Genomic DNA, 20380 nt, shown 5'->3' with positions numbered 1-20380 from the left:
ACGTACGCGTTTCGGGCTGCCGGACGGCGACCGGTAGGCTTCTGGGCGTCCCCAACGCCAGCTGACCCCGAGGAATCATGCCCAGCGCTCTCATCACCGGTATCACCGGCCAGGACGGTCTCTACCTCTCGGAGCTCCTGCTCGCTAAGGGCTACGAGGTCTACGGCCTGATCCGCGGACAGAACAACCCGAAGTACGAGCTCGTCCGCGAGCTGGTGCCCGACGTGAAGCTGCTCACCGGTGACCTGACCGACTTCTCGAGCCTGATCCGCGCGCTCGAGGTGGCCAAGCCGGACGAGGTCTACAACCTGGGTGCGATCTCGTTCGTGGCGTACTCGTGGGAGAACGCGCTGGTCACCAGCGACGTGACCGGCAAGGGTGTGCTGAACATGATCGAGGCCGTCCGGCTGTACGCCGGTGACGACCTGAACCAGGTGAAGTTCTACCAGGCGTCCTCCTCGGAGATGTTCGGCAAGGTCCAGGAGGTCCCGCAGCGCGAGAGCACGCTGCTGTGGCCGCGTTCGCCGTACGGCGTCGCGAAGGTCTTCGGGCACTACATGACGATCAACTACCGCGAGTCGTACGGCATGCACGCCTCGTCTGGGATCCTCTTCAACCACGAGTCGCCGCGGCGCGGCCCGGAGTTCGTCACGCGCAAGGTCTCGCAGGCGGTCGCACGCATCTCGCTCGGGCTGCAGGAGGACATCACTCTCGGCAACCTGGACGCGAAGCGCGACTGGGGCTTCGCCGGCGACTACGTCGACGCCATGTGGCGCATGCTGCAGCAGCCCGAGGGTGACGACTACGTCGTCGCGACGGGTGAGACGCACTCGATCCGGGAGCTGCTCGACATCGCGTTCGCGCACGTCGGCATCGAGGACTGGGGGCACCTGGTCAAGCAGGACCCACGGTTCATGCGCCCCGCGGAGGTCGACCTCCTGATCGGCGACCCGACGAAGGCCCAGGAGAAGCTCGGCTGGACGCGCCAGGTGGACTTCCCCACGCTGGTCACGATGATGGTCGAGAACGACCTCGCGGAGCAGCGTGCGCTGAACGGTCGGTGACCGCGTGACGACAGCGCTCGTCACGGGTGTCACCGGGCAGGACGGCACGTACCTGGTCGAGCGTCTGCTCGACGACGGCGTCGAGGTGCACGGTCTCGTGCGCTCCGGCGACGCGGGCGCCGTCGGGCTGGCCGCGACGCGCCCGCACGTCAGGCTCCACGAGGGAGACCTCGCAGATCTCGACGGGTTGGCCGGGCTGGTCCGCGACGTCGCACCCGACGAGATCTACAACCTCGCCGGTATCAGCTCTGTCGCGCAGTCGTGGCAGCAGCCGACGCTCACGGCCAGGCTCTCGGGTCTGGCCGTCGTCGCGCTGCTCGAGGCGGCGCTCACGGTCCAGGAGCGCGAGGGCCGCCCGGTCCGGTTCCTGCAGGCCTCGAGCGCCGAGATCTTCGGGCAGCCCGAGGTGAGCCCGCAGGACGAGCGCACCCCGGTGAAGCCCATGTCGCCGTACGGTGCCGCGAAGGCGTTCGCCCACCAGATGACCGGTGTCTTCCGCGCGAGCGGCCTCCACGCGAGCACGTGCATCCTGTTCAACCATGAGTCACCGCTGCGGCCGACGGCGTTCGTCACGCGCAAGATCACGGCCGCGGCCGCGGGGATCGGCGCTACGGGCGAAGGTAAGATCCGGCTCGGGAACCTGGATGTCCGGCGCGACTGGGGCTGGGCGCCCGACTACGTCGACGCCATGGTCAGGACGGTGCGGCACGAGGTGGCGGACGACTTCGTCGTCGCGACAGGTCAGACGCACTCGGTGCGACAGTTCGCGGAGGCAGCTCTGCGTCGGGCCGGAGTCGGCGACGACTGGGAGTCCTTCGTCGAGGTGGACCCGCAGTTCTTCCGCCCGGCCGATGCGTCGGTGCTCGTGGGAGACCCGCGCAAGGCTGAGCGTGAGCTCGGCTGGCAGCGGACGGTCGAGTTCGACGAGCTGGTAGGACGGATGGTCGATCACGACCTCGCGTTGCTGAAAGAGAGTGAAGGTCGATGAGCCGGTTCGACACGGAGCGGGCGAACGTCACGGCAGGCGTCGTCTCGGTGATCCTGGTGAACTACCGGGGAGCCGACGACACGATCGCCTGCCTCGGCCACCTGGCACGTCTGGACTGGCCGGACTCCCAGCTGGAGATCGTCGTCGTGGACAACGACTCGGGCGACGACAGCGTCGAACGCATCCGTGCGGCGGCGCCGCACGTGACGCTCGTCGAGGCCGGGAGCAACACCGGGTTCGCGGGCGGCTGCAACCTCGGGGTCGACCACGCCACCGGCGAGTTCGTCGCGTTCCTCAACAACGACGCACGCCCCCACCCCCAGTGGATCGCGGCTGCCATCGCGACCTTGCGCACGGATGACCGGATCGGCGCCATCGCGTGCAAGGTCCTGGACTGGGACGGCGAGCTTGTGGACTACGTCGACGGGTCGCTGACCTGGTACGGCATGGGCTACAAGCGAGAGGTCGGCCGGACCGACTCGGCCGAGTTCGACACGCCGAAGGACGTGCTCTTCGCGACAGGTGCCGCGACGATCATGCCAGCACGGGTCTTCCGCGAGGTCGACGGCTTCGACGAGCGCTTCTTCATGTTCTACGAGGACGTCGACCTGGGGTGGCGGCTGAACCTGCTGGGCTGGAAGGTCCGGTACGAGCCGCGATCGCTGGCCTACCACCGCCACCACGTGACGATGAAGAAGTTCGGTGACTACCGGGAGAGCTATCTCCTGGAGCGCAACGCCCTGCTCTCGATGTACAAGAACCTCGACGACCAGTCGCTCGCCTTGGCCCTGCCGGCCGCGATGGCGCTCGCGGTGCGTCGCTCGATCGCCCGAACCGACTCCGACACCCGAGTGCTCGACCTGCAGCGCTCGCCCGGAGGGGACGACGAGCCCGATGTGACGGTGCCCAAGATGGCGCTGACCGGGCCGTACGCGATCGACTACCTGACCGAGAACATCGCGAGCCTTGCCGAGTCGCGTGCGTCACTGCAGTCGCGCCGCCGGCGCTCGGACCGCGACCTGTTCGCGCTGTTCCGGCACGCCATCGAACCCGCGTACGGCTACCCCTCCTACCTGCAGGCCCATGCCGAGCTGGTCGAGGCGTTCGGCATCGCCGAGCACTTCGTGTCCCGGCAGCGCGTCCTCGTCGTCACCGGTGAGCCCTTGCTGCCCCGGATGGCCGGACCCGCGATCCGGGCGTGGGAGATCGCTCACGTCCTGGCGCCGGAGCACGACGTGCGCCTCGTCTCGACCGCCGGGTGCCAGGTGACCTCTGAGGAGTTCACGGTGGCGCACGTATCCGGTCGCTCGCTCCAGGCGGCGACAGAGTGGGCGGACGTGATCGTCTTCCAGGGCTTCCTCCTCGAGTCGGCCCCCTGGCTCAAGGACAGCTCGAAGATCGTCGTCGCAGACGTGTATGACCCGATGCACCTCGAGCAGCTCGAGCAGGCACGCGACCTCGGGGTGGGCGGCCGAGCCGTCGCAGTGCGCGAGACGACCCGCGTGCTGAACGATCAGCTCCGGCGGGCCGACTTCCTGCTCTGCGCCTCCGAGAAGCAGCGTGACTTCTGGCTGGGCCAGCTCGCCGGACAGGGACGCATCAACCCCGTCGTCTACGACGAGGACGCGAGCCTCGACAAGCTCATCGCCGTCGTGCCGTTCGGTATCCCCGACGAGCCCCCCGTGCAGCGGCGGTCCGCCATCCGCGGTCAGGTCGACGGGATCGGACCGGATGACAAGGTCATCATCTGGGGTGGCGGCGTCTACAACTGGTTCGACCCCCTCACGCTCCTGCGCGCGGTGGACAAGCTCCGTGCGACTCGCCCGAACGTCAGGCTCTACTTCCTCGGTCTCAAGCACCCGAACCCGGGTGTGCCCGACATGCGGATGGCGTGGGAGACGCAGCAGCTCGCCGAGGAGCTCGGACTCGTCGGCACGCATGTGTTCTTCAACCACGGCTGGGCGCCGTACGCCGAGCGCGCCGACTACCTGCTCGACGCGGACGTGGGCGTCTCGACGCACTTCATGCACATCGAGACCGCCTACTCGTTCCGCACCAGGATCCTCGACTACCTGTGGGCGTCGCTCCCGATCGTCGCGACGGGCGGAGACACGTTCGGCGAGCTCATCCGTGAGCACGGACTGGGTCGCGTCGTTCCGCAGGAAGACGTCGACGCCCTGGCGGACGCGCTCGAGGAGATGCTCTACGACGACGAGGCCATCGCCGAGACGCGCCGCCGTGTCCAGGAGTTCTCGGCACGGTTCGCGTGGAGCAGCGTGCTGCGTCCGCTCGTGGAGTTCTGCCGGGACCCCCGCCGTGCTGCCGACCTGGCGGTCGAGCTCGGTGTCGCGACGACCACCGCTCGTCCGTACCGCCGCACCCGTCCGAAGCTCAAGGACGACGTGGCGCTCGCCAGGCAGTACTTCGCGGCGGGTGGCCCGCGTGAGCTCGTCACCCGCGCGGGTGGCCGAGTTCGGCGAGTCCTGATGGGCTCGCCGACCGACGCCTGAGTGCTCGACCTCGGCCCGCCGCGGCGGGCCGAGGTCGATCAGCGAAGCAGTCCGGTCCGCCGCAACAGGTTGCGGGCCCGGCGGACGCGCACGCGCCACCGGTGGCGGGGGAGCTCCCGGCGGATCTGCGCAAGCCGTGCCGCGATGTGGCGGCCGGCGACCTCGGGTGAGTGCAGCTCGCGCACGGTCCACGCCGCGCGCGCACCCTTGGCCGCTGCCAGGGCGGGGTCCTCAAGAGCCAGCCGCATGAGTCGGGCCGCCTCCTCGAGGTCCGGCTCCGCCCACTGCGTCCCCGCCGGATAAGGCTCGGCGTTGTCCGGAACGACTCCCGGCACCCATGGGACCAGGAACGCGTTCTCGTCCGTCGTGAACTGCAGGTTCCCGCTGTAGGCCGTCACGACGACTGGCTTGCCGTACGCCATGGCCTCGGCGATGGTCAGGCCGAGGCCTTCCGATCGGTGCAGCGAGACGTACACGTCGCAGAGCTGCACGAGCGCGTCGCGCTCCTCGGTCGACAGGTACTCCTCGAGCAGCACGACGTCGGGCTCGTCGGCCGCACGCTGCCGGACGCGCTCAGCGTCGCCGACGCGCTTGTCGGCGTTGATGGACTTGACGACGAGCACCGGGCCCTCGTTCGGTGCGAAGGCGATCCGGAAGGCGTCGATCAGCCCGACCGGGTTCTTCCGCTCAGCCGTGCTCAGGTAGTCGAACGAGAACAGGAACACCGGCCGGTCCTCGGGCAGCCCGAAGTCTCCTCGCACCCGTGTCGTCGCCGCGCGGGCCTGGGGGAGCGGAGGCGTCACGGTCAGCACGGGGCGCGTCGTGTGCGGGGCGATCGCCTGGCGTATGAAGTCCGACGCCACCCACACCTCGTCGACGTGCCCGAACCCGCCGCGCTTCGCTGCCGGGAACTCCTCGACCTCCCAGTACCACATCCCGATTCGGTAGCTCGACTGCAAGAGTCGCGGCTCGGCCTCGAGCACGTCGCCCGTCTGCTCCGCGTTGACGCACAGAAGCGTGACGTCGAACAACGTGCCCGCGCCGGCGAGCGAGCCGAGGGTGACGTCCTGGCGGTGCTGGAGGTGACGACCGACCGCGATGGTGGAGTACGGGACGTCGGTGGTCTTCAGGGCGGACACCATGAGTCGTGCCGACTCGCCGATGCCCAGCTCTCCGTGGAGGTACCCGGCCACGTTGACGCCGGCGGGTCGGCGGGCCGAACCGTGCGCGACCCCGTCAGCACCGGCGACGACACCCTCGGTCGGGCGGCCGCGGTGCCCGGCACGAAGGGCGGAGTCGATCAGGCGGGTCTCGTAGTCGTTCTCGAGACGCGCGTGCGTCTCGGCCCATCGCAGCAGTGGGCCGACATCCGCTCCTGGCACCTGGGGGTAGCGGGCCTGCAGGTCGGGCCGGTCGTCGTAGATCGCACGCAGGTAGCGCGTCAGGGGGCCACCGTCTCGGGACGTCACTTCGTCGAGCCATGCCGTGAACGCGCCGGGGTCCGATGTGTCGAACGGGTCCGGTGGTTCGTGGCCCGTCCCGGACCGCCAGGAGTCGACGGCCTTGCGGAATGCCAGGCGAAGTGCCCCGTGCACGGGAATGCCGTCAGCGGTCGTGTCGAACGAGACCGACGGGTCGATCGGGGCCGCCTCGAGCTCCTTGGCGTGCACCCGGCACAGGTCCCGGAGCAGCGGGTGGTCGCTCAGCCTGGCGCGGGCCTCGTCGGGGTCGACGGTCGAGAGCAACCACGGACGGTGCGGGTCGAACTCGGTCAGGTCTGCCAGCAGCGTCGGCACATCGTCCGAGGACCACCCGTCCCGGTCGCACAGGACCTTCGTGCCGGGCTCGAGCATCCAGCGCGACAGCATCGTGCCGGCCGGAAGGGTCTCGTGCGGGCCCGCTGTCGCGGCGTTCTGCCACGGTGTGGGCAGCCCCGGGTCGGAGAGGGCGATCCACGAGTCCACCAGCCCGAGCGAGCCGGGCCCGCATGCCAGCACGCTCCCGTGGAACGTCCCGGCTTCGAACATGTCTGCCGCGGAGGGCCTGAACCCGTCGTCGGCTGGCAACCCGTCGTGTCGGGCGACGAGACGGATCGAGGCGTCGAGCGGCTCGGCGAGGAGCGCGTCGAGCGGTCCGAGCGCCCGGACGCCCGGAGCGATAGAGAGGACAGGCTCACCGCGCCCGACGAAGTACCGCAAGAGTCGGGGCTGCAGCCAACCTGTCAGGTGCGTAGGGTCCGCCAGCATCGCCGCGGCGTGGAGCTCGCGGTCCGTGACGCCGATGTCCGTCAGCCGGAGCACCCTGACGTCGGGCCAGTCGGCGACGCCGTCGAGGTCGAGGACGTGCACCACGACGTCCGGGTGGAACACCCGGAGCGAGTCCAGGGTGACCCGGAGTGCAGCGGCCTCCGCACGCGCGGCGATGCTGCAGACATCCACTAGATGCACTCCTGTCCTGAAGGTGGCGGTTGAGAGTATCTGGTCCCGCTGGGTGGTGCGCGACGTCAGTCGGGCAGCGGTTCCGGTCTGCTCAGGTACCGCCCGACGACACGTCGCGGGACGACCGCGTGCTGCCACAGGGCGCGTCGCTCGTGCAGCGTTCGCGGAAGCCGGAGCACCACGTCGCGCAGCGCGCGAGCCCGGGCACGTGTGCCAGGTGAGGCCGCACCCTCGCGGACTGCCGCGCGCAGGAGCCCGGCGACCTGGCGTGCGAACGACGACGCCGCGACGCGCAGGGGCGCGTGACGAGCGAACACGACGAGCGAGTTGCGTGTGTTGAAGTAGCGGAACACGGGGCTGTCGGTCCCGGAGCTCGACGCGTGGCGGTGCACGGCCACCGCGTCGGCGCAGTACCGGACCGTCCAGCCGGCGGCCCGCAGCCGCCAGGAGACGTCCGTGTCCTCGTAGTAGAGGAAGAGCGACGCGTCGAAGCCGCCCACCTCTGCCAGCGCGGACGCACGGAGGAGCGCCGCACCACCGCAGAAGCCGAAGACGTCAGGGTCGCGGGACTCGTCGCCCTCCGGTCGCAGCCAGTCGCGGTCAGTCCCGGTACCCGCCGTGGTCACGACGTTCCCCGTGGAGTTCACGAGCCGCGGCTCGGTCTCCCGCTGGTCGGAGGCAGGCGCAAGCAGGATCTTCGCTGTCGCAGCGCCCACCCGCGTGGCATCCGGCGCCGTGAGCGTGCGCAGGAGGGCGCCGGCGGCATCAGGGGCGAGCGTCGCGTCGTTGTTCAGCAGGAGGAGCCAGTCCCCGTCGAAGTCCGCTGCCCCGGCGACCACGCCACCCGCGAACCCCACGTTGCGCTCCGTGCGGACGACGCGGACCTGCGGGTAACGCAACCGGAGCAGCTCGTCGGTACCGTCGGTCGACGCGTTGTCCACGACGACGATGTCCAGGTCCGGGACGTCCTGGGCATGTAGTGAGTCGAGGCACTCGGGCAGCAGGTGCGCGCCGTTCCAGGAGACGACGACGGCACGCATCGTCGTCTCGGCGGGCACCCCCCGAGTGTAGGTGAGCGCGGACGGGCTTCTCGTCGGGTGCCGCCACCCACCCTCTAGGCTCGCTCCTCGTGGACATCCGGGTGGCGATGACGGTCGAGCAGCTCTGGCAACCGGTGCCAGGCGGCTCGGGGACGTACATCGTGGAGCTCGCGCGCGGCCTGCAGGAGGCTGGGACGCCGGTCGTCGGCATCGCTGCGCGTCACGACGTCGCGGATGCGGCCGCCCGCGGCCTCGGCGGGCTCACGGTCCGTACCGCACCACTGCCTCGTACCGCGCTGTACGAGTCGTGGAACCGACTCCGGGCTCCTCGCGCGGAGCGGACGGCCGGAGCGCTGGACGTCGTCCACGCGACCACCTGGGCGGTCCCGGGGAGGCGCGCGCCGCTCGTCGTGACCGTCCACGACCTCGCCTTCCTGCGTTCCCCCGAGCACTTCACCTCACGGGGCAACGCGTTCTTCCGTCGGGCGCTGGAGATCGTCCGCGGCGAGGCTGCGCGGGTGGTCGTGCCGTCGTCTGCGACGCTGCGCGACTGCGCGGACGCCGGCATCGGTTCGGACCGCGTACGGGTCGTGCCGCACGGCGTGCGGATCCTGTCGGCCGATGCGTCCGATGTCGCCCAGTGGAGAGCCGACCACGGCGTGCACCGGCCCTATGTCCTGTGGTGCGGGACTCTCGAGCCGCGCAAGAATTTGCACGGGCTCGTCGCGGCGTACGCGCTCGCGGTCGACGCCGGTCTCGAGCTCGACCTCGTGCTGGTCGGCCCGGCGGGTTGGGGCGGCGCTGCGCAGGCGGTCCAGGAGGCGATGCGTGGCCTACCTGCGGGCACCGTCCACCTGCTCGGCCACCTGAGCGAGCGTGACCTGCACACCGCCTATGCGGGCGCGCAGGTCTTCGCCTTTCCTTCTCTGTGGGAGGGGTTCGGCATGCCGGTCCTGGAGGCGATGGCGCATGGCGTGCCCGTGGTGACGTCGCGAGACAGCTCGATGGCGGAGTTCGTCGACGAGCCCGCGGCCCTGGTCGACCCTCGCGACGCCGCGTCGATCGCGGACGGGATCCTGCACGCCGCGGGCGCGGACCACGACCGACTCGCGGTGGAAGCCCGCTCAGCCGCCGCGCGCTACACGTGGGCGAACAGCGCACGCGAGCACGCCGCCGTGTACCGCGAGGCGCTCAGGACGCGCTGACTCGCGCAGGGGCATCGAGCCGCGACTCGTCGAGCTCGGGGTCGGTGCCCGACCGTCCGAGCCGGACAGCCAGCAGCACGCCGACAACAAGGCTCGCCGTCGCCGCCAGCAGCAGGATCGAGCCGTTGATGGGAGGCGTCCACTCGCCCGAGAACAGCTGCCGCCAGGAACCGGTTTCACCCACGACGTAGCGGCGCAGGTTGACGGCGAACGCGATGAGCTGGCCCCCGGCGAGGAGGGCGGTGATCGTCGTCAGAAGCCGGTCGCCCACCCAGCCCGGAAGGTCCCGCAGCCCGTCGCGCGACACGAAGCCTGCCACGAGCACGACACCCACCGTCAACGGAATGGAGTAGCGCGCGGTCCAGATGTACCCGACGTTCCGGGCCTGCCAGGCGTGCACTACGACGGGGAACATCACGACGATCCCGACGACTGCCAGCATCGCCCAGCGGTCCCTCCGCCGACCGAGCGAGAGTGCGAGCAGCGTAGGGAGCCCAATGAGTGCCACGAATACGAGGGTTGTCAGGGTTGGCAAATTCGTATCGACCCAACCAAATCGGCCGATCGAGGCGATGAGGAAGTCGCCGGTGTCGAAAAACGTCCGATTCGCGGTGGTCAGGAAGCCGAGCTCGGCATGACCGGTGCCACCGGCTTGGAGGGTTCCGGCAGAGGCCGTCCATGCCAGGGATGCGACGACGCCTGCGACGACGACGCCGAGCCACAGCCACGACCGGCGGTCGGTGAGAACCGAGACGAACGCAGACCACGGTCCGACGACGAGCGTGACCGTGACGGCGATGACGGCGACATAGACAGGCGACAGGCCACGTGCGTTGGCGAGCAGGACTGCCACGATGGCGATGCCGGCGGCGCGAACTGGCAGGCGCTCTGGGTCAGGGCTTCGCACCAGGACGAGAAGGGACAGCCAGAGCGCCACGGCTGCACTGATCTCGAGGGAGGACGGATTCACGGTGCTGTTGAGGAAGATCACCATGGGCGTGAGCGCGGCGACCGTGCTGACGACCGGCAAGGCACGGTGAGTGATTTCGGCGACTGCGCGCACGCCCCACGCGAGGACGAGCGAGCACAACGCGGCGCTGAGCAGACGCATGAGGTACACCACGTACTCGCCCGCCGGAAGCAGCGTCGGGAGGCCGACGAACGCGTAGTACATAGGGTTGTTCCGGACAACCCAGGTGCCGGCATCCACTGGCTTCGCCGCCTCCGCGCCTTGCGCAAGCTGCGGGACACAGCTCGCGGGGGTCTCGCCATGGAATGCGAAGCACGCCGGGTAGACGGTCAGTTCCGCGTAGAGGCGGGGAACCTGCACAATGCCTGAGCCGGGGTTGTCGGGCGCGGACGTTCCGGTCAGCTCGCCTCGGACAACGGCGGCCGCCTTGATGATGTGCGCATTTTCGTCCGGGCCGGCCGCGAGCGGACTGGCCAGCGCCCACGCCGACGTCAGTGCCATAAGCGCGCCGAACGCGCCCCAGAAGGCCCTTCGCGTAGTGATCGGTCGCTGAGGCGAGGGGGTGGCCGTCTTCTCGGCCTCGTCGGCAGGCTGGGTCATCTCAGTCCTTCGTCGCGGCACGCCCGGGCGACGGCACGCGAGCGAGAGGGTACCGCGCAGGTGGCCGTGCATTCTGTTCCGCCGCGGGCGATGGGCGCCGGTACCCTGGCCCGCGTGCGCATCGCCGTGGTCTACGACTGCCTCTTCCCGGTCACGACCGGCGGTGGTGAGCGGCAGTACCGGGCGTTCGCGGAGACCTTCGCGGACGAGGGCTGGTCCGTCGAGTACCTGACGCGGCGGCAGTGGGAGCAGGAGCCGCCGTACGTGCCCGGCGTCGACGTCGTCGCCGTCAGCCCGTCCTTCCGGCTGTACGACGACACCGGGAACCGCCGACCGCTGCCCGCCCTGGGCTTCGCATGGGGTGTGCTGCGGTACGTGCGCAAGCACAGGCGGGAGTACGACGCCGTCCTGGTCAGTGCGCTCCCCGTGCTCAACGTGTTCGCCGTGCGGCTCGCGCTGGCGGGCACCCGCGTCCCGGTGTGCGCCGACTTCCTCGAGGTCTGGCGTCGCGACCAGTGGCTCGAGTACTCCGGACCGGTCATGGGCCGTGTGGCGAACGCGCTGCAGCGGTGGGCCGTCCGCGCCAGCCCGCTGGTGAGTGCCCACTCGCGGATGAACGGCGACCGGCTCGTCGCGCTCCGTGCGCGTCGCGCCCCGGTCGTCAGCCCGGGCCTCATCGACGCGCGTGACGTGCCGCCCGCTCAGCTGGTCGCGGGGGAGCCGCCCACCGTCGTGTACGTCGGCCGGCACATCCCGGACAAACGCGTCGAGTCGATCCCCGCCGCCGTGGCCTGGGCACGGGAGGCCGTACCGAACCTGCAGGCGGTGATCCTGGGCGACGGCGAACAGCGAGCAGCTGTCGAAGCCGAGGTCCAACGGCTCGGGCTCCAGGACGTCGTCGCGATGCCGGGCTTCGTGGACCAGGACGTTCTCGACGGCGCGATGCGGGATGCTGCCGTGCTCGTCAACCCGTCCCGGCGAGAGGGCTACGGGCTCGCGGTCGTCGAGGCCTGCGCGGCCGGGACTCCCGTCGTGCTGGCCCAGGCACCGGACAACGCCTCGGTCGAGCTCGTGGAGGAAGGCATCAACGGTTTCGTCGCGGCCTCCGAGAGGCCCGACGACCTGGGTGCGGCGATCGTGGCGGTCGTGGACGGCGGGCCGCGGCTGCGTGCGACCACGCGACACTGGTTCGACGAGGCGGTGCGCACCCGCACGGTGCAGGCCGCCGCACGCGGGATCCTTGCGGCACTGACGGAAGCGGGCGCGAAGTCTGGCGACCGGTGGAGGCGTTGAGCCTCGACCGACCCGGCGTCTCGCATTGGTAGAGTGCAGCCGCCCCTCTCCCACGCTGGACGGAAACACCTTGGCTCTGCCACCGAGCTGTGAGCTCACCATCCTCATGCCCTGCCTCAACGAGGCCGAGACCCTCGAGGTCTGCATCGCGAAGGCGCTGGGGTACCTGGAGCGCGCCGGGGTCGACGGCGAGGTCGTCATCGCCGACAACGGGAGCACGGACGGCTCCCAGGAGCTCGCGCGTGCGGCCGGTGCCCGAGTCGTTCCGATCGCCGAGCGGGGTTACGGCGCCGCACTGATCGGAGGAATCGCCTCGGCGCGGGGGCGCTACGTCATCATGGGTGACGCCGACGACTCCTACGACTTCTCCAAGCTCGATCCCTTCCTCGACCGGCTCCGCGAGGGCGCGCAGCTCGTCATGGGCAACCGGTTCAAGGGCGGAGTGGCACCGGGTGCGATGCCGCCGTTGCACAAGTACCTGGGCAACCCGGTCCTGTCCGGCATCGGCGCCCTGTTCTTCAAGCCCGGTGTGAGGGACTTCCACTGCGGGCTGCGCGGGTTCGACCGTGACGCGATCCTTGCCCTCGGGCTGCGGACCTCCGGCATGGAGTTCGCCTCCGAGATGGTCGTCGAGGCGTGTCTCGCGAAGCTGCGGATCACCGAGGTCCCGACGACCCTGAGCAAGGACGGGCGCTCCCGTCCGCCGCACCTGCGCAGCTGGCACGACGGGTGGCGTCACCTGCGCTTCCTGCTCGTCTTCTCGCCGAAGTGGTTGTTCCTGTACCCGGGCGCCGCGCTGTTCAGCGTGGGCTTCCTGGCGAGCCTGGTGCTGCTCTTCGGGCCCGTCGAGATCGGCTCCGTCGGCTTCGACGTGTCCACGATGATCTACGCCATGGCGGCCGCCATCATCGGCTACCAGGCGGTGCTCTTCGCGATCCTGACCAAGGTGTACGCCGAGCACGAAGGCTTCCTGCCGGCGGGTCCACGGTTCCGAGCCATCTCGCAGCGGCTGACTCTCGAGCGCGGCCTGCTCGTGGGCCTGGCGATCTTCGTCCTCGGGTTCGTCGTCGCTGTCGCGCAGGTCCTGCGGTGGGGCGATGCGGGGTTCGGTGGGCTCGACGCGCGGAATGCGGTACGCATCGCCGTCCCGGCGACCCTCGGGCTCGTCCTCGGCTTCGAGACGATGATGTCCAGCATGTTCGTCGGGATCCTGAGCATCCCGACGCGCGCTCGGACCAACCCGCCGGCGCCCGAGGCCGTGCCCGATGAGGAGACCGTCGAGGTCGCGGGCACCGCGTCGTGACTGCACGGCGGCCCCGTGTGGCGGTCGACCTGCTGTACTTCACCGGCAAGCGGGGCGGGACGGAGACCTACGTCCGACGCGTGCTCCCGACGATCGCCGCTCGGTCACCGGAGCTCGACCTCGTCGCGATCGCGAACACCACGGCAGCACCGACCCTGCGGGACTGGTTTCCCGGCGAGGTGCGCACGCTGCCCATCGACGGAGAGTTCCGACCGCTGTGGGCGCTCGCGGAGTACGTCGCGGTCGCGCCTGCTGCGGCCCGGGCGGACGCCGACCTCCTGTGGTGCCCGGCGAACTTCGGGCCGCCCGGCGGGCGCGTCCCTCGGCTGGTCACCCTGCACGACGCGATCGCGTTCGAGCACCCGAACCCCCAGGTCAGTGGCGCCACGCGCGCGGTGACGGCGGACGTCGTGCGACGCGCCGCCCGCGGGGCGTCGCACCTGCTCACCGACAGCGAGGACGCGGCTGCTGCGATCGTGCGGTCGCTCGGCATCGACCGGTCGCGCATCACACCGGTCGCGCTCGCCGGCAGCGTGCCCACGCCCGTGGACGACCCGGCAGGCCACCTCGCAGAGCTGGGTCTGCAGCCGGGCCGGCCGCTCGTGCTGAGCACGGGGAACCGGCTGCCGCACAAGAACTTCGACGGACTGCTGCGGGCTGTCGCGACGATCCCGGCCGAGGAACGCCCCCAGGTCGCGATCACGGGCAGCCACGGTCCGGACCCCCTGCGCGCCCTGGTCGCCGCGCTCGGACTCGAGAGCGACGTTCACCTGCTCGGCTGGGTGAGCCATGAACAGCTCGAGTCGCTCTACCAGGTCGCCAACGTCTATGTGTGCCCGTCGCTCGTCGAGGGTTTCGGCCTGCCCGTGCTGGACGCCATGGCGCGGGGCACCGCGGTCCTCGCGAACGACATCGCCGTGCTTCGCGAGGTTGGCGACTCGGCCGCTCGCTATGCAGATGCGCGCGACCCGGAGGCCTTCGGTGTCGCGCTGCGGTCCTTGCTGTCCGACGCCGATACCCGACGCGCGATGCACGCTGCGGGCATCGTCCGCGCGGGCCAGTTCAGCTGGCATCGCGCCGCCGAGCAGACCGGCGACGTCATCCTGGACGTGCTCGCCCGGTCCCCCCGCCGTCGATGACCAGCCAACCGCTGTGGAGGCGGATCGCCGGCTTCGCGGGTCTTCCGATGATCTCGCTGATCACGCCTCTGCTGGTGCTGCCGGTGCTCGGCCGGGTTGCCGGTGAAGGTGGATGGGCGAGCTTGGCGGCAGGGGAGGCCATCGGCACGCTCGCGGCGATCGTCGTCGCCTACGGGTGGAACACGGCGGGTCCGCCGCGGATCGCGCTCGCTCACGAACCAGCGGCCCGCGCCGAGTTCTACCGTGAGAGCCTCGTGGTCCGTGGCGTGCTGATGGCGGTCGCGGTGCCGGTCGTCCTCGTGCTCTGCCTGCTCGTGGCCGCACCCGGCTACGGCGCGCCGACCGTGCTCATGGGCATGTCCGGGTCGGTCGTCGGGCTGTCGTTCGCCTGGTACGCCATCGGGTCCGCTGACCCACGCTCGATCGCGCTGTACGAGGCGGTGCCGCGCGTGGCCGCAGCGGCGGTCTCTGCCGCCCTGGTCGTCGTGACGCACGAGCTGGCGATCTACCCCGCACTCGCGATCGCGGTGTCGGTCGGTGGGGTGATCCTGTTCAGCCGGCGCGTGCTGTCCGACGCGCCGCAGCGTGCCTGGACGGCCCGGACCGTCTGGGCTCTGCTCGTGCGGGACCGCGCGGTCGCGTTCAACGACATCGCGGGCGGCGCCTATATGAGCGTGCCCGTGCCCGTCGTCAGTGCGACCGCCCCTGCGGCCACCGCAAGCTCGTACGCGTCCGCCGACAAGCTGTACAAGTTCGGCCTGTACGTGCCGATCACGCTCGCCAACGCGTTCCAGAGCTGGACCGTCGAAGGGCACGTCAGCGAGCGGCGGCACCGACTACGGGTCGCGCTCGGTGCCCACGCGGGCGTCGGCCTGTTCGGCTGGCTCGTCCTGACCGCTCTCGGCCCCTTCGCCTCGGGCCTTCTGTTCGGTGCCGAGATCGCCGCGACCCGTCCCGCGTGCTTCTTCCTGGGCCTCGCGTTCTTCCTCGCGTCCACCCGCATCTCGATGACCCGGCACATCCTGGTACCCGCGGGGCGCATCCGGATCGTCGTCGTGTCGACGGTCTGCGCGGCGGCCGTCGGGGTGCCGCTGATCATCTGGCTGGCGGTGGCGATCGGTCCGGTCGGGGCAGCGGTCGCGCTCGCCGCGAGCGAGGTCATCGCCAACGTCGTGCTCGCGGTCCCGGGACTCCGGTACGTCTCGTCACTGCACGGGCCACTGCTGCCGGCGGAGATGACCCCAGGGCCCTGAGGCTCGTCGCTCACTGACCGAGCGAGTCGAGGTACGCCTGGGTCTCGTCGTAGCGGGGGAGGAGGCCCTGAGCGGCAGCGTCGGCAAGCGTCGGCGCCACGAGGTCCTTGTCGCTCAGCTGCGGAGTCACAGGGCGACCGTGCCGGTCCGTCGTCGGCCACTCGATGCCTACCTGCGGGTCCAGCGGGTGGATCCCGTGCTCGCGGCCCGGGCTGTAGCCCGACGTGACGAGGTACAGCACCGTCGAGTCGTCCTCGAGCGAGAAGAACGCGTGCCCGAGGCCCTCCGACAGGTAGATCGCCCGCCGGTCGACGTCGTCGAGCAGCACGCTGTCCCACTGCCCGAAGGTCGGCGACCCGACTCGCACGTCCACCACCACGTCCAGCACCGCGCCCCGGGCGCACGTCACGTACTTCGCCTGGCTCGGCGGGACGTCCGCGTAGTGGATGCCACGCAGCACCCCGGCGGCCGACACCGAGAGGTTGGCCTGCGCGAGCGCGAAGTCGTGGCCCGCTGCCTGCGCGAACGGACCGCCCTGGAAGTACTCCAGGAAGACGCCACGCGGGTCGCCGTGCTGCTTCGGGGTGATCTCCCAGGCGCCCGGGACGGTGAGCTCGCGGTAGGTCATGGGAATCCTTCGGCTTGGCGGACTGGCGGGGATCAGGGTAGCGGCCCGGTACGATGGTCGCCCAAGACCCCGACGGAAGGACCGCTGCGTGCGCTGGCTAGTCACAGGCGCGAACGGGATGCTCGGACGCGACCTCGTCGACTTGCTCGCCGTTCGCGGGCACGACGTCACAGGGGTGGACAGAGACGGCCTCGACATCACCGATCCGAACCTGACGGACGATTGCGTCCAAGGCTTCGACGTCGTGATCAACTGCGCCGCCTACACCGCGGTCGACGCCGCCGAGGCCGATGAGGACACGGCATTCCGTGTTAATGCCGTGGGTCCGTCGCTGCTCGCACGGGCCGCTCGACGTGCCGGTGCCCGTATCGTCCAGGTCTCGACCGACTACGTCTTCGGCGGCGACGCTACCGTGCCGTACCCGGAGGACTTCCCGGCCGCACCTCGGTCCGCCTACGGCAGGACGAAGGTGGCGGGCGAATGGGCTGTTCGGGCTGAAGCGCCAGATAGCCACATCATCGTTCGGACGGCGTGGCTGTACGGGCAGCACGGTGCATGCTTCCCGAAGACCATCGCTCGGGTCGCCGCGGAGCGGGGTGGGCTGGACGTCGTGGACGACCAGTTCGGGCAGCCCACCTGGACCGGCGACCTCTCGGACCTGATGGAACGGCTCGTCGTTGCCGGCGTTCCTGCAGGCACGTACCACGGCACGGCCGCTGGAGCCGTCTCGTGGCACGGGTTCGCGCGCGAGGTCGTGGCCGCCGCCGGTCTCGATCCGGAGATCGTCCGGGCGACGTCGAGCGCGGAGTTCGCCCGCCCTGCGCCCCGGCCCGCCTACTCTGTCCTGGGCCACGCCGCCACCACGGCAGCCGGCGTCACGCCGATGCGGAACTGGGCCGACGCGTGGGTCGCCGCGGCCGCCGACGTCCTTGCTGGCGTATAGCAAAGCTGATCCGTTCCCGACCACATGACGACTTGGTGACGAGGTATACATGTTCAAGCGGCTGAAGTCCGCTGCGGGGCGACGTACGCGCGCCCTCGTGGGCCGCCAGGCTCACCCCGTGCCCGAGCCGGTCGACGACGTTCAGCTCGTGTTCGACTCCGCGTTCTACAGGGAGACCTACGCCGACATCGTTGAAGCGGGCCTCGAGCCGTTCAATCACTTTCGCGACCACGGCCGCGCCGAGGGTCGGCAGCCCAGTGCCTTATTCGACCCGACGTTCTACCTCGAGCAGAACGAGGACGTCGCTGCGGCGGGTATCGACCCGCTCGCACACTTCCTCACGAGCGGAGGTGCTGAGGGACGCGACCCCATCCGTGCTGGGTTCAGCTCGGGGTGGTACCTCGATCGGCATCCTGACGTCGCGAGCGCGGGGATCAACCCGCTCGTGCATTGGCTCACGGACGGCGTGGAACTTGGGTACGACCCGTGCTCCAACTTCGATACGTCCTGGTACCTGACCCATAACGCCGACGTCGCCGGTGCAGGCATCAACCCGCTCGCGCACTACCTGCGCCACGGTGTAGGCGAGGGGCGTCGGCCCAACGGGCGCGGCACCACGCTGACCGGGAGTACAGGCAACGACGCAGAGATGCCGACAAATGTCTCGACGCTGCTGTCGCGGCGCAACCCGGACCTCCGAGTTTTCCGCACGATTCCTGGGCCGGCGGTGCCGCGAATCAATCTGGTGACGGACTCTATCGGTGCGGACAGCCTGTTCGGCGGAGTCGCGACCGCAGTCATCGTCGCATCGGCGTGGGCGGAACAGACCGGTCGACGCCTGCGCATCGTCACGAGGCACTCGAGCCCCGACGGTGCTGGCCTCGACAACCTGTTCCGGACAATAGGCGCTCGCCCGTCGCGCCAGCCCGAGCTTGCCTTCGTACCGATCGGACCGGGGGACTACCTCGAGACCGGTGACGACGACATCTTCCTCACCACGTCATGGTGGACGACGACGTCCGTGCTCCGCACGATCCCCGCCGACAAGGTGGTGTACATCCTTCAGGAGGACGAGCGGGCGTTCTACCCGACCGGCGGTGACTCGCTCGCTGCAGCCGCCGCGATGAACCACCCCGGCCTCACTGTGCTGGTGAACACAGAGGGTCTCCGCCAGCACCTCATGGCTACGGGCATCGACAACCTCTCGACCACCGGGATCTCGTTCGAGCCGTCGTTCACGCCCTTTCTGCGGCCCGGGCGCGTGGTCGGAGCCGGCGGAAAGCGGAACCTCTTCTTCTATGCGCGCCCCCACAACCCGCGAAACTTGTTCGACGTCGGTATTGCCGCGATCGACGCCGCGATCGAGGGTGGGCACCTGCCGCGCGAGCGCTGGACCGTACACTTCGCCGGCCGCGGCGTGCCTCCGATCGACTTCTGCGATGGCAGCCGTCCCGTGCTGCACGATGCGCTCGGTTGGGCAGAGTACCGGGACCTGTTGGGCCGCATGGACCTCGGCGTCTCCCTCATGGCGTCACCCCACCCCAGCTACCCGCCGCTCGACCTCGCGGCGAGTGGATCGGTCGTCGTGACCAACAGCTGGCCAGGCAAGCCCGAGCTCATCCACGTGTCGTCACGGTTGGTCACCGCCCCTTCGACGGTGGATGGGCTTACGGAAGCGATCGCCAAGGCGACCGTCCTCGTCGAATCGGCATCGCGCGAGCCGTTCGATCCCAGTGACGCTCCGTACTTCCGTCCCTGGTCGGACAATCTGGCGGACGTCGTAGAGCACCTGGTGCGGCGGTTCGGCGATGTTTGACATTCCGATCCGCTCGATGGACTACCGGGACCCCTGGGAAGTCCCGCTCGTCGACCGGGTGCGGACGTTTAGGGCCGGAGAGGTCAAGGTTGCCTATTACTACCGCGGTCCTGACGGCAGCACGTTCCGCTACCGGTGCTTCAACACGGCCAACGCACTCAATGCGCATGCCCCGGGAGTGAGCGCGAGTTGGTTCTTCGAGCGCGATGGTGAGCGACTCCTTTCGATCGTGAAAGAGGCCGACATCCTCGTCGTGTGTCGCGTGCCGTACAGCGACCAGGTTGCGCAGCTCATGTCGGTTGCCCGCCGCTTCGGGACCAAGGTGTTCTTCGATGTGGATGACTACGTCTTCGACATCGCCATGGTGCCCGAGGTCGTCATGACACTCGACCAGCACGAGGGGCTGCCTGACGCCGCGGAGCATGTCTGGAACTGGTGGTTCGGAGCGTTCGCCCGCATGCGGCAGACCATGGAGTTCGCCGACGAGATCATCGTGACGAACGAATTTCTGGCCGATCGGACACGTGAGGTCGTCGACAAGCCGATCCGCATCATCCCTAACTTCATGGGCGCTGAGCAGATCGAGTACTCCCGGGCGCTCGTCGCCGCCCGCGAGGCCGGCGGGAATCGCGGCGACGGGTCGCTTCACCTCGGATACTTCAGCGGTACACCGACCCACAACCGGGACTTCGCGCTCGTGGCCGGTGCCGTCGCTCGAGTGCTGCGGAGCGACCCTCGCGTGCGATTGCGACTCGTCGGATATCTCGAGCTCAAGGACTCCCCCCTCGCCGAGCTCGAGGACCGGATCGATGTGGTCGCTCCGACGAACTACATGGAGCTTCAGCGTCTCATTGCTGAGACCGAGGTCAACATCGCGCCGTTGCAGGACAACCGCTTCACCAACTGCAAGTCGGAGCTCAAGTACTTCGACGCTGCTGCGGTCGCGATCCCGACGCTCGCTTCGCCGACCTACACGATGTCGAAGGCGATCGAGGAGGGCGTGACCGGGATGCTCGTGCGTGTCGACGAGTGGGATGGGGCCCTGACCGAGATCGTCGATCGCTATCAAGACCGTGGTCTCGCCATCGGCCGAGCCGCTCAGACGCACGCGAACGAGCACTACAGCCCGGCTCGCATGGTCGACCAGATCCTCATTGCCCTCGGCATCGAACCTGCCGTAGCTGCCTGAC

15 protein-coding genes are annotated in these 20380 nt (G+C 69.7%); 11 read left to right on the top strand and 4 right to left on the bottom strand.

From position 1 onward, the window contains the following. The first annotated feature begins 77 nt into the window (after nt 1–77). The 3 genes from N553_RS0113020 to N553_RS0113010 are packed head-to-tail and all read left to right on the top strand — an operon-like array spanning nt 78 to nt 4562. Nucleotides 78–1064, top strand: a complete 987-nt coding sequence (locus N553_RS0113020) for a GDP-mannose 4,6-dehydratase (protein WP_028046880.1) — start codon at nt 78–80, stop codon at nt 1062–1064. 4 nt (nt 1065–1068) lie between these two features. After that, complete coding sequence (locus tag N553_RS0113015; RefSeq protein WP_028046879.1) at nt 1069–2052, top strand: GDP-mannose 4,6-dehydratase; 984 nt, start codon at nt 1069–1071, stop codon at nt 2050–2052. Continuing rightward, nucleotides 2049–4562, top strand: coding sequence for a glycosyltransferase (locus tag N553_RS0113010; protein ID WP_034621894.1), 2514 nt, complete (start codon nt 2049–2051; stop codon nt 4560–4562). Before N553_RS0113015 ends, N553_RS0113010 begins: the two co-directional genes overlap by 4 nt. A gap of 38 nt (nt 4563–4600) precedes the next feature. On the opposite strand, the gene N553_RS0113005 is transcribed toward N553_RS0113010, so the two are convergent. Next, on the bottom strand, nt 4601–7000 hold the full coding sequence (locus N553_RS0113005) for a glycosyltransferase family 4 protein (protein ID WP_028046877.1): 2400 nt from the start codon (nt 6998–7000) through the stop codon (nt 4601–4603). A gap of 65 nt (nt 7001–7065) precedes the next feature. Further along, nucleotides 7066–8058 carry a glycosyltransferase family 2 protein gene (locus tag N553_RS0113000; protein WP_028046876.1) on the bottom strand — a complete coding sequence of 331 codons (993 nt, stop codon included), beginning with the start codon at nt 8056–8058 and terminating at the stop codon, nt 7066–7068. Between the two features lie 71 nt (nt 8059–8129). On the opposite strand from N553_RS0113000, the gene N553_RS0112995 reads away from it, so the two are divergent. Further along, a complete protein-coding gene (locus tag N553_RS0112995; RefSeq protein WP_028046875.1) occupies nt 8130–9245 on the top strand; it encodes a glycosyltransferase family 1 protein in 1116 nt (371 codons plus the stop codon). Here the strand turns inward: N553_RS0112995 and N553_RS0112990 are convergent. Beyond that, nucleotides 9232–10815: a DUF2142 domain-containing protein gene (locus N553_RS0112990; RefSeq protein ID WP_197030051.1), complete on the bottom strand. Its 1584-nt coding sequence runs from the start codon at nt 10813–10815 to the stop codon at nt 9232–9234. The two genes, N553_RS0112995 and N553_RS0112990, sit on opposite strands and share 14 nt — an antisense overlap. Before the next feature lie 114 nt (nt 10816–10929). Here N553_RS0112990 and N553_RS22630 point away from each other — a divergent pair, with 114 nt between their 5' ends. From N553_RS22630 to N553_RS0112970, 4 genes are all read left to right on the top strand, one after another. After that, nucleotides 10930–12108: a glycosyltransferase family 4 protein gene (locus N553_RS22630; protein ID WP_197030049.1), complete on the top strand. Its 1179-nt coding sequence runs from the start codon at nt 10930–10932 to the stop codon at nt 12106–12108. Between the two features lie 70 nt (nt 12109–12178). Further along, nucleotides 12179–13411: a glycosyltransferase family 2 protein gene (locus N553_RS22625; RefSeq protein ID WP_231505260.1), complete on the top strand. Its 1233-nt coding sequence runs from the start codon at nt 12179–12181 to the stop codon at nt 13409–13411. Continuing rightward, nucleotides 13408–14550 carry a glycosyltransferase family 1 protein gene (locus N553_RS24330; RefSeq protein ID WP_081844542.1) on the top strand — a complete coding sequence of 381 codons (1143 nt, stop codon included), beginning with the start codon at nt 13408–13410 and terminating at the stop codon, nt 14548–14550. The genes N553_RS22625 and N553_RS24330 overlap by 4 nt, the downstream gene beginning before the upstream one ends. 47 nt (nt 14551–14597) lie before the next feature. Beyond that, nucleotides 14598–15803 carry a lipopolysaccharide biosynthesis protein gene (locus tag N553_RS0112970; RefSeq protein ID WP_156043824.1) on the top strand — a complete coding sequence of 402 codons (1206 nt, stop codon included), beginning with the start codon at nt 14598–14600 and terminating at the stop codon, nt 15801–15803. Between the two features lie 10 nt (nt 15804–15813). On the opposite strand, the gene N553_RS0112965 is transcribed toward N553_RS0112970, so the two are convergent. Then, nucleotides 15814–16431, bottom strand: coding sequence for a dTDP-4-dehydrorhamnose 3,5-epimerase family protein (locus tag N553_RS0112965; protein WP_034621889.1), 618 nt, complete (start codon nt 16429–16431; stop codon nt 15814–15816). A gap of 88 nt (nt 16432–16519) precedes the next feature. Between N553_RS0112965 and rfbD the strand changes: the two genes are divergently transcribed. The 3 genes from rfbD to N553_RS22610 all read left to right on the top strand — a co-directional run bounded on the left by rfbD (nt 16520) and on the right by N553_RS22610 (nt 20379). Then, complete coding sequence (gene rfbD, locus N553_RS0112960; protein ID WP_028046871.1) at nt 16520–17374, top strand: dTDP-4-dehydrorhamnose reductase; 855 nt, start codon at nt 16520–16522, stop codon at nt 17372–17374. A 118-nt stretch (nt 17375–17492) separates the two neighbouring features. After that, on the top strand, nt 17493–19190 hold the full coding sequence (locus N553_RS24325; protein WP_231505259.1) for a hypothetical protein: 1698 nt from the start codon (nt 17493–17495) through the stop codon (nt 19188–19190). Then, entirely contained in the window at nt 19183–20379 is a 1197-nt protein-coding gene (locus N553_RS22610; protein ID WP_156043822.1) for a glycosyltransferase, read from the top strand. Before N553_RS24325 ends, N553_RS22610 begins: the two co-directional genes overlap by 8 nt. The last annotated feature ends 1 nt before the right edge of the window (nt 20380 follow it).

This window comes from Cellulomonas sp. URHE0023 (assembly GCF_000688475.1).
Classification (GTDB): domain Bacteria; phylum Actinomycetota; class Actinomycetes; order Actinomycetales; family Cellulomonadaceae; genus Cellulomonas.
The sequence above is the reverse complement of the archived record's forward strand: the minus strand, read 5'-3'. Positions and strand labels throughout refer to the sequence as shown.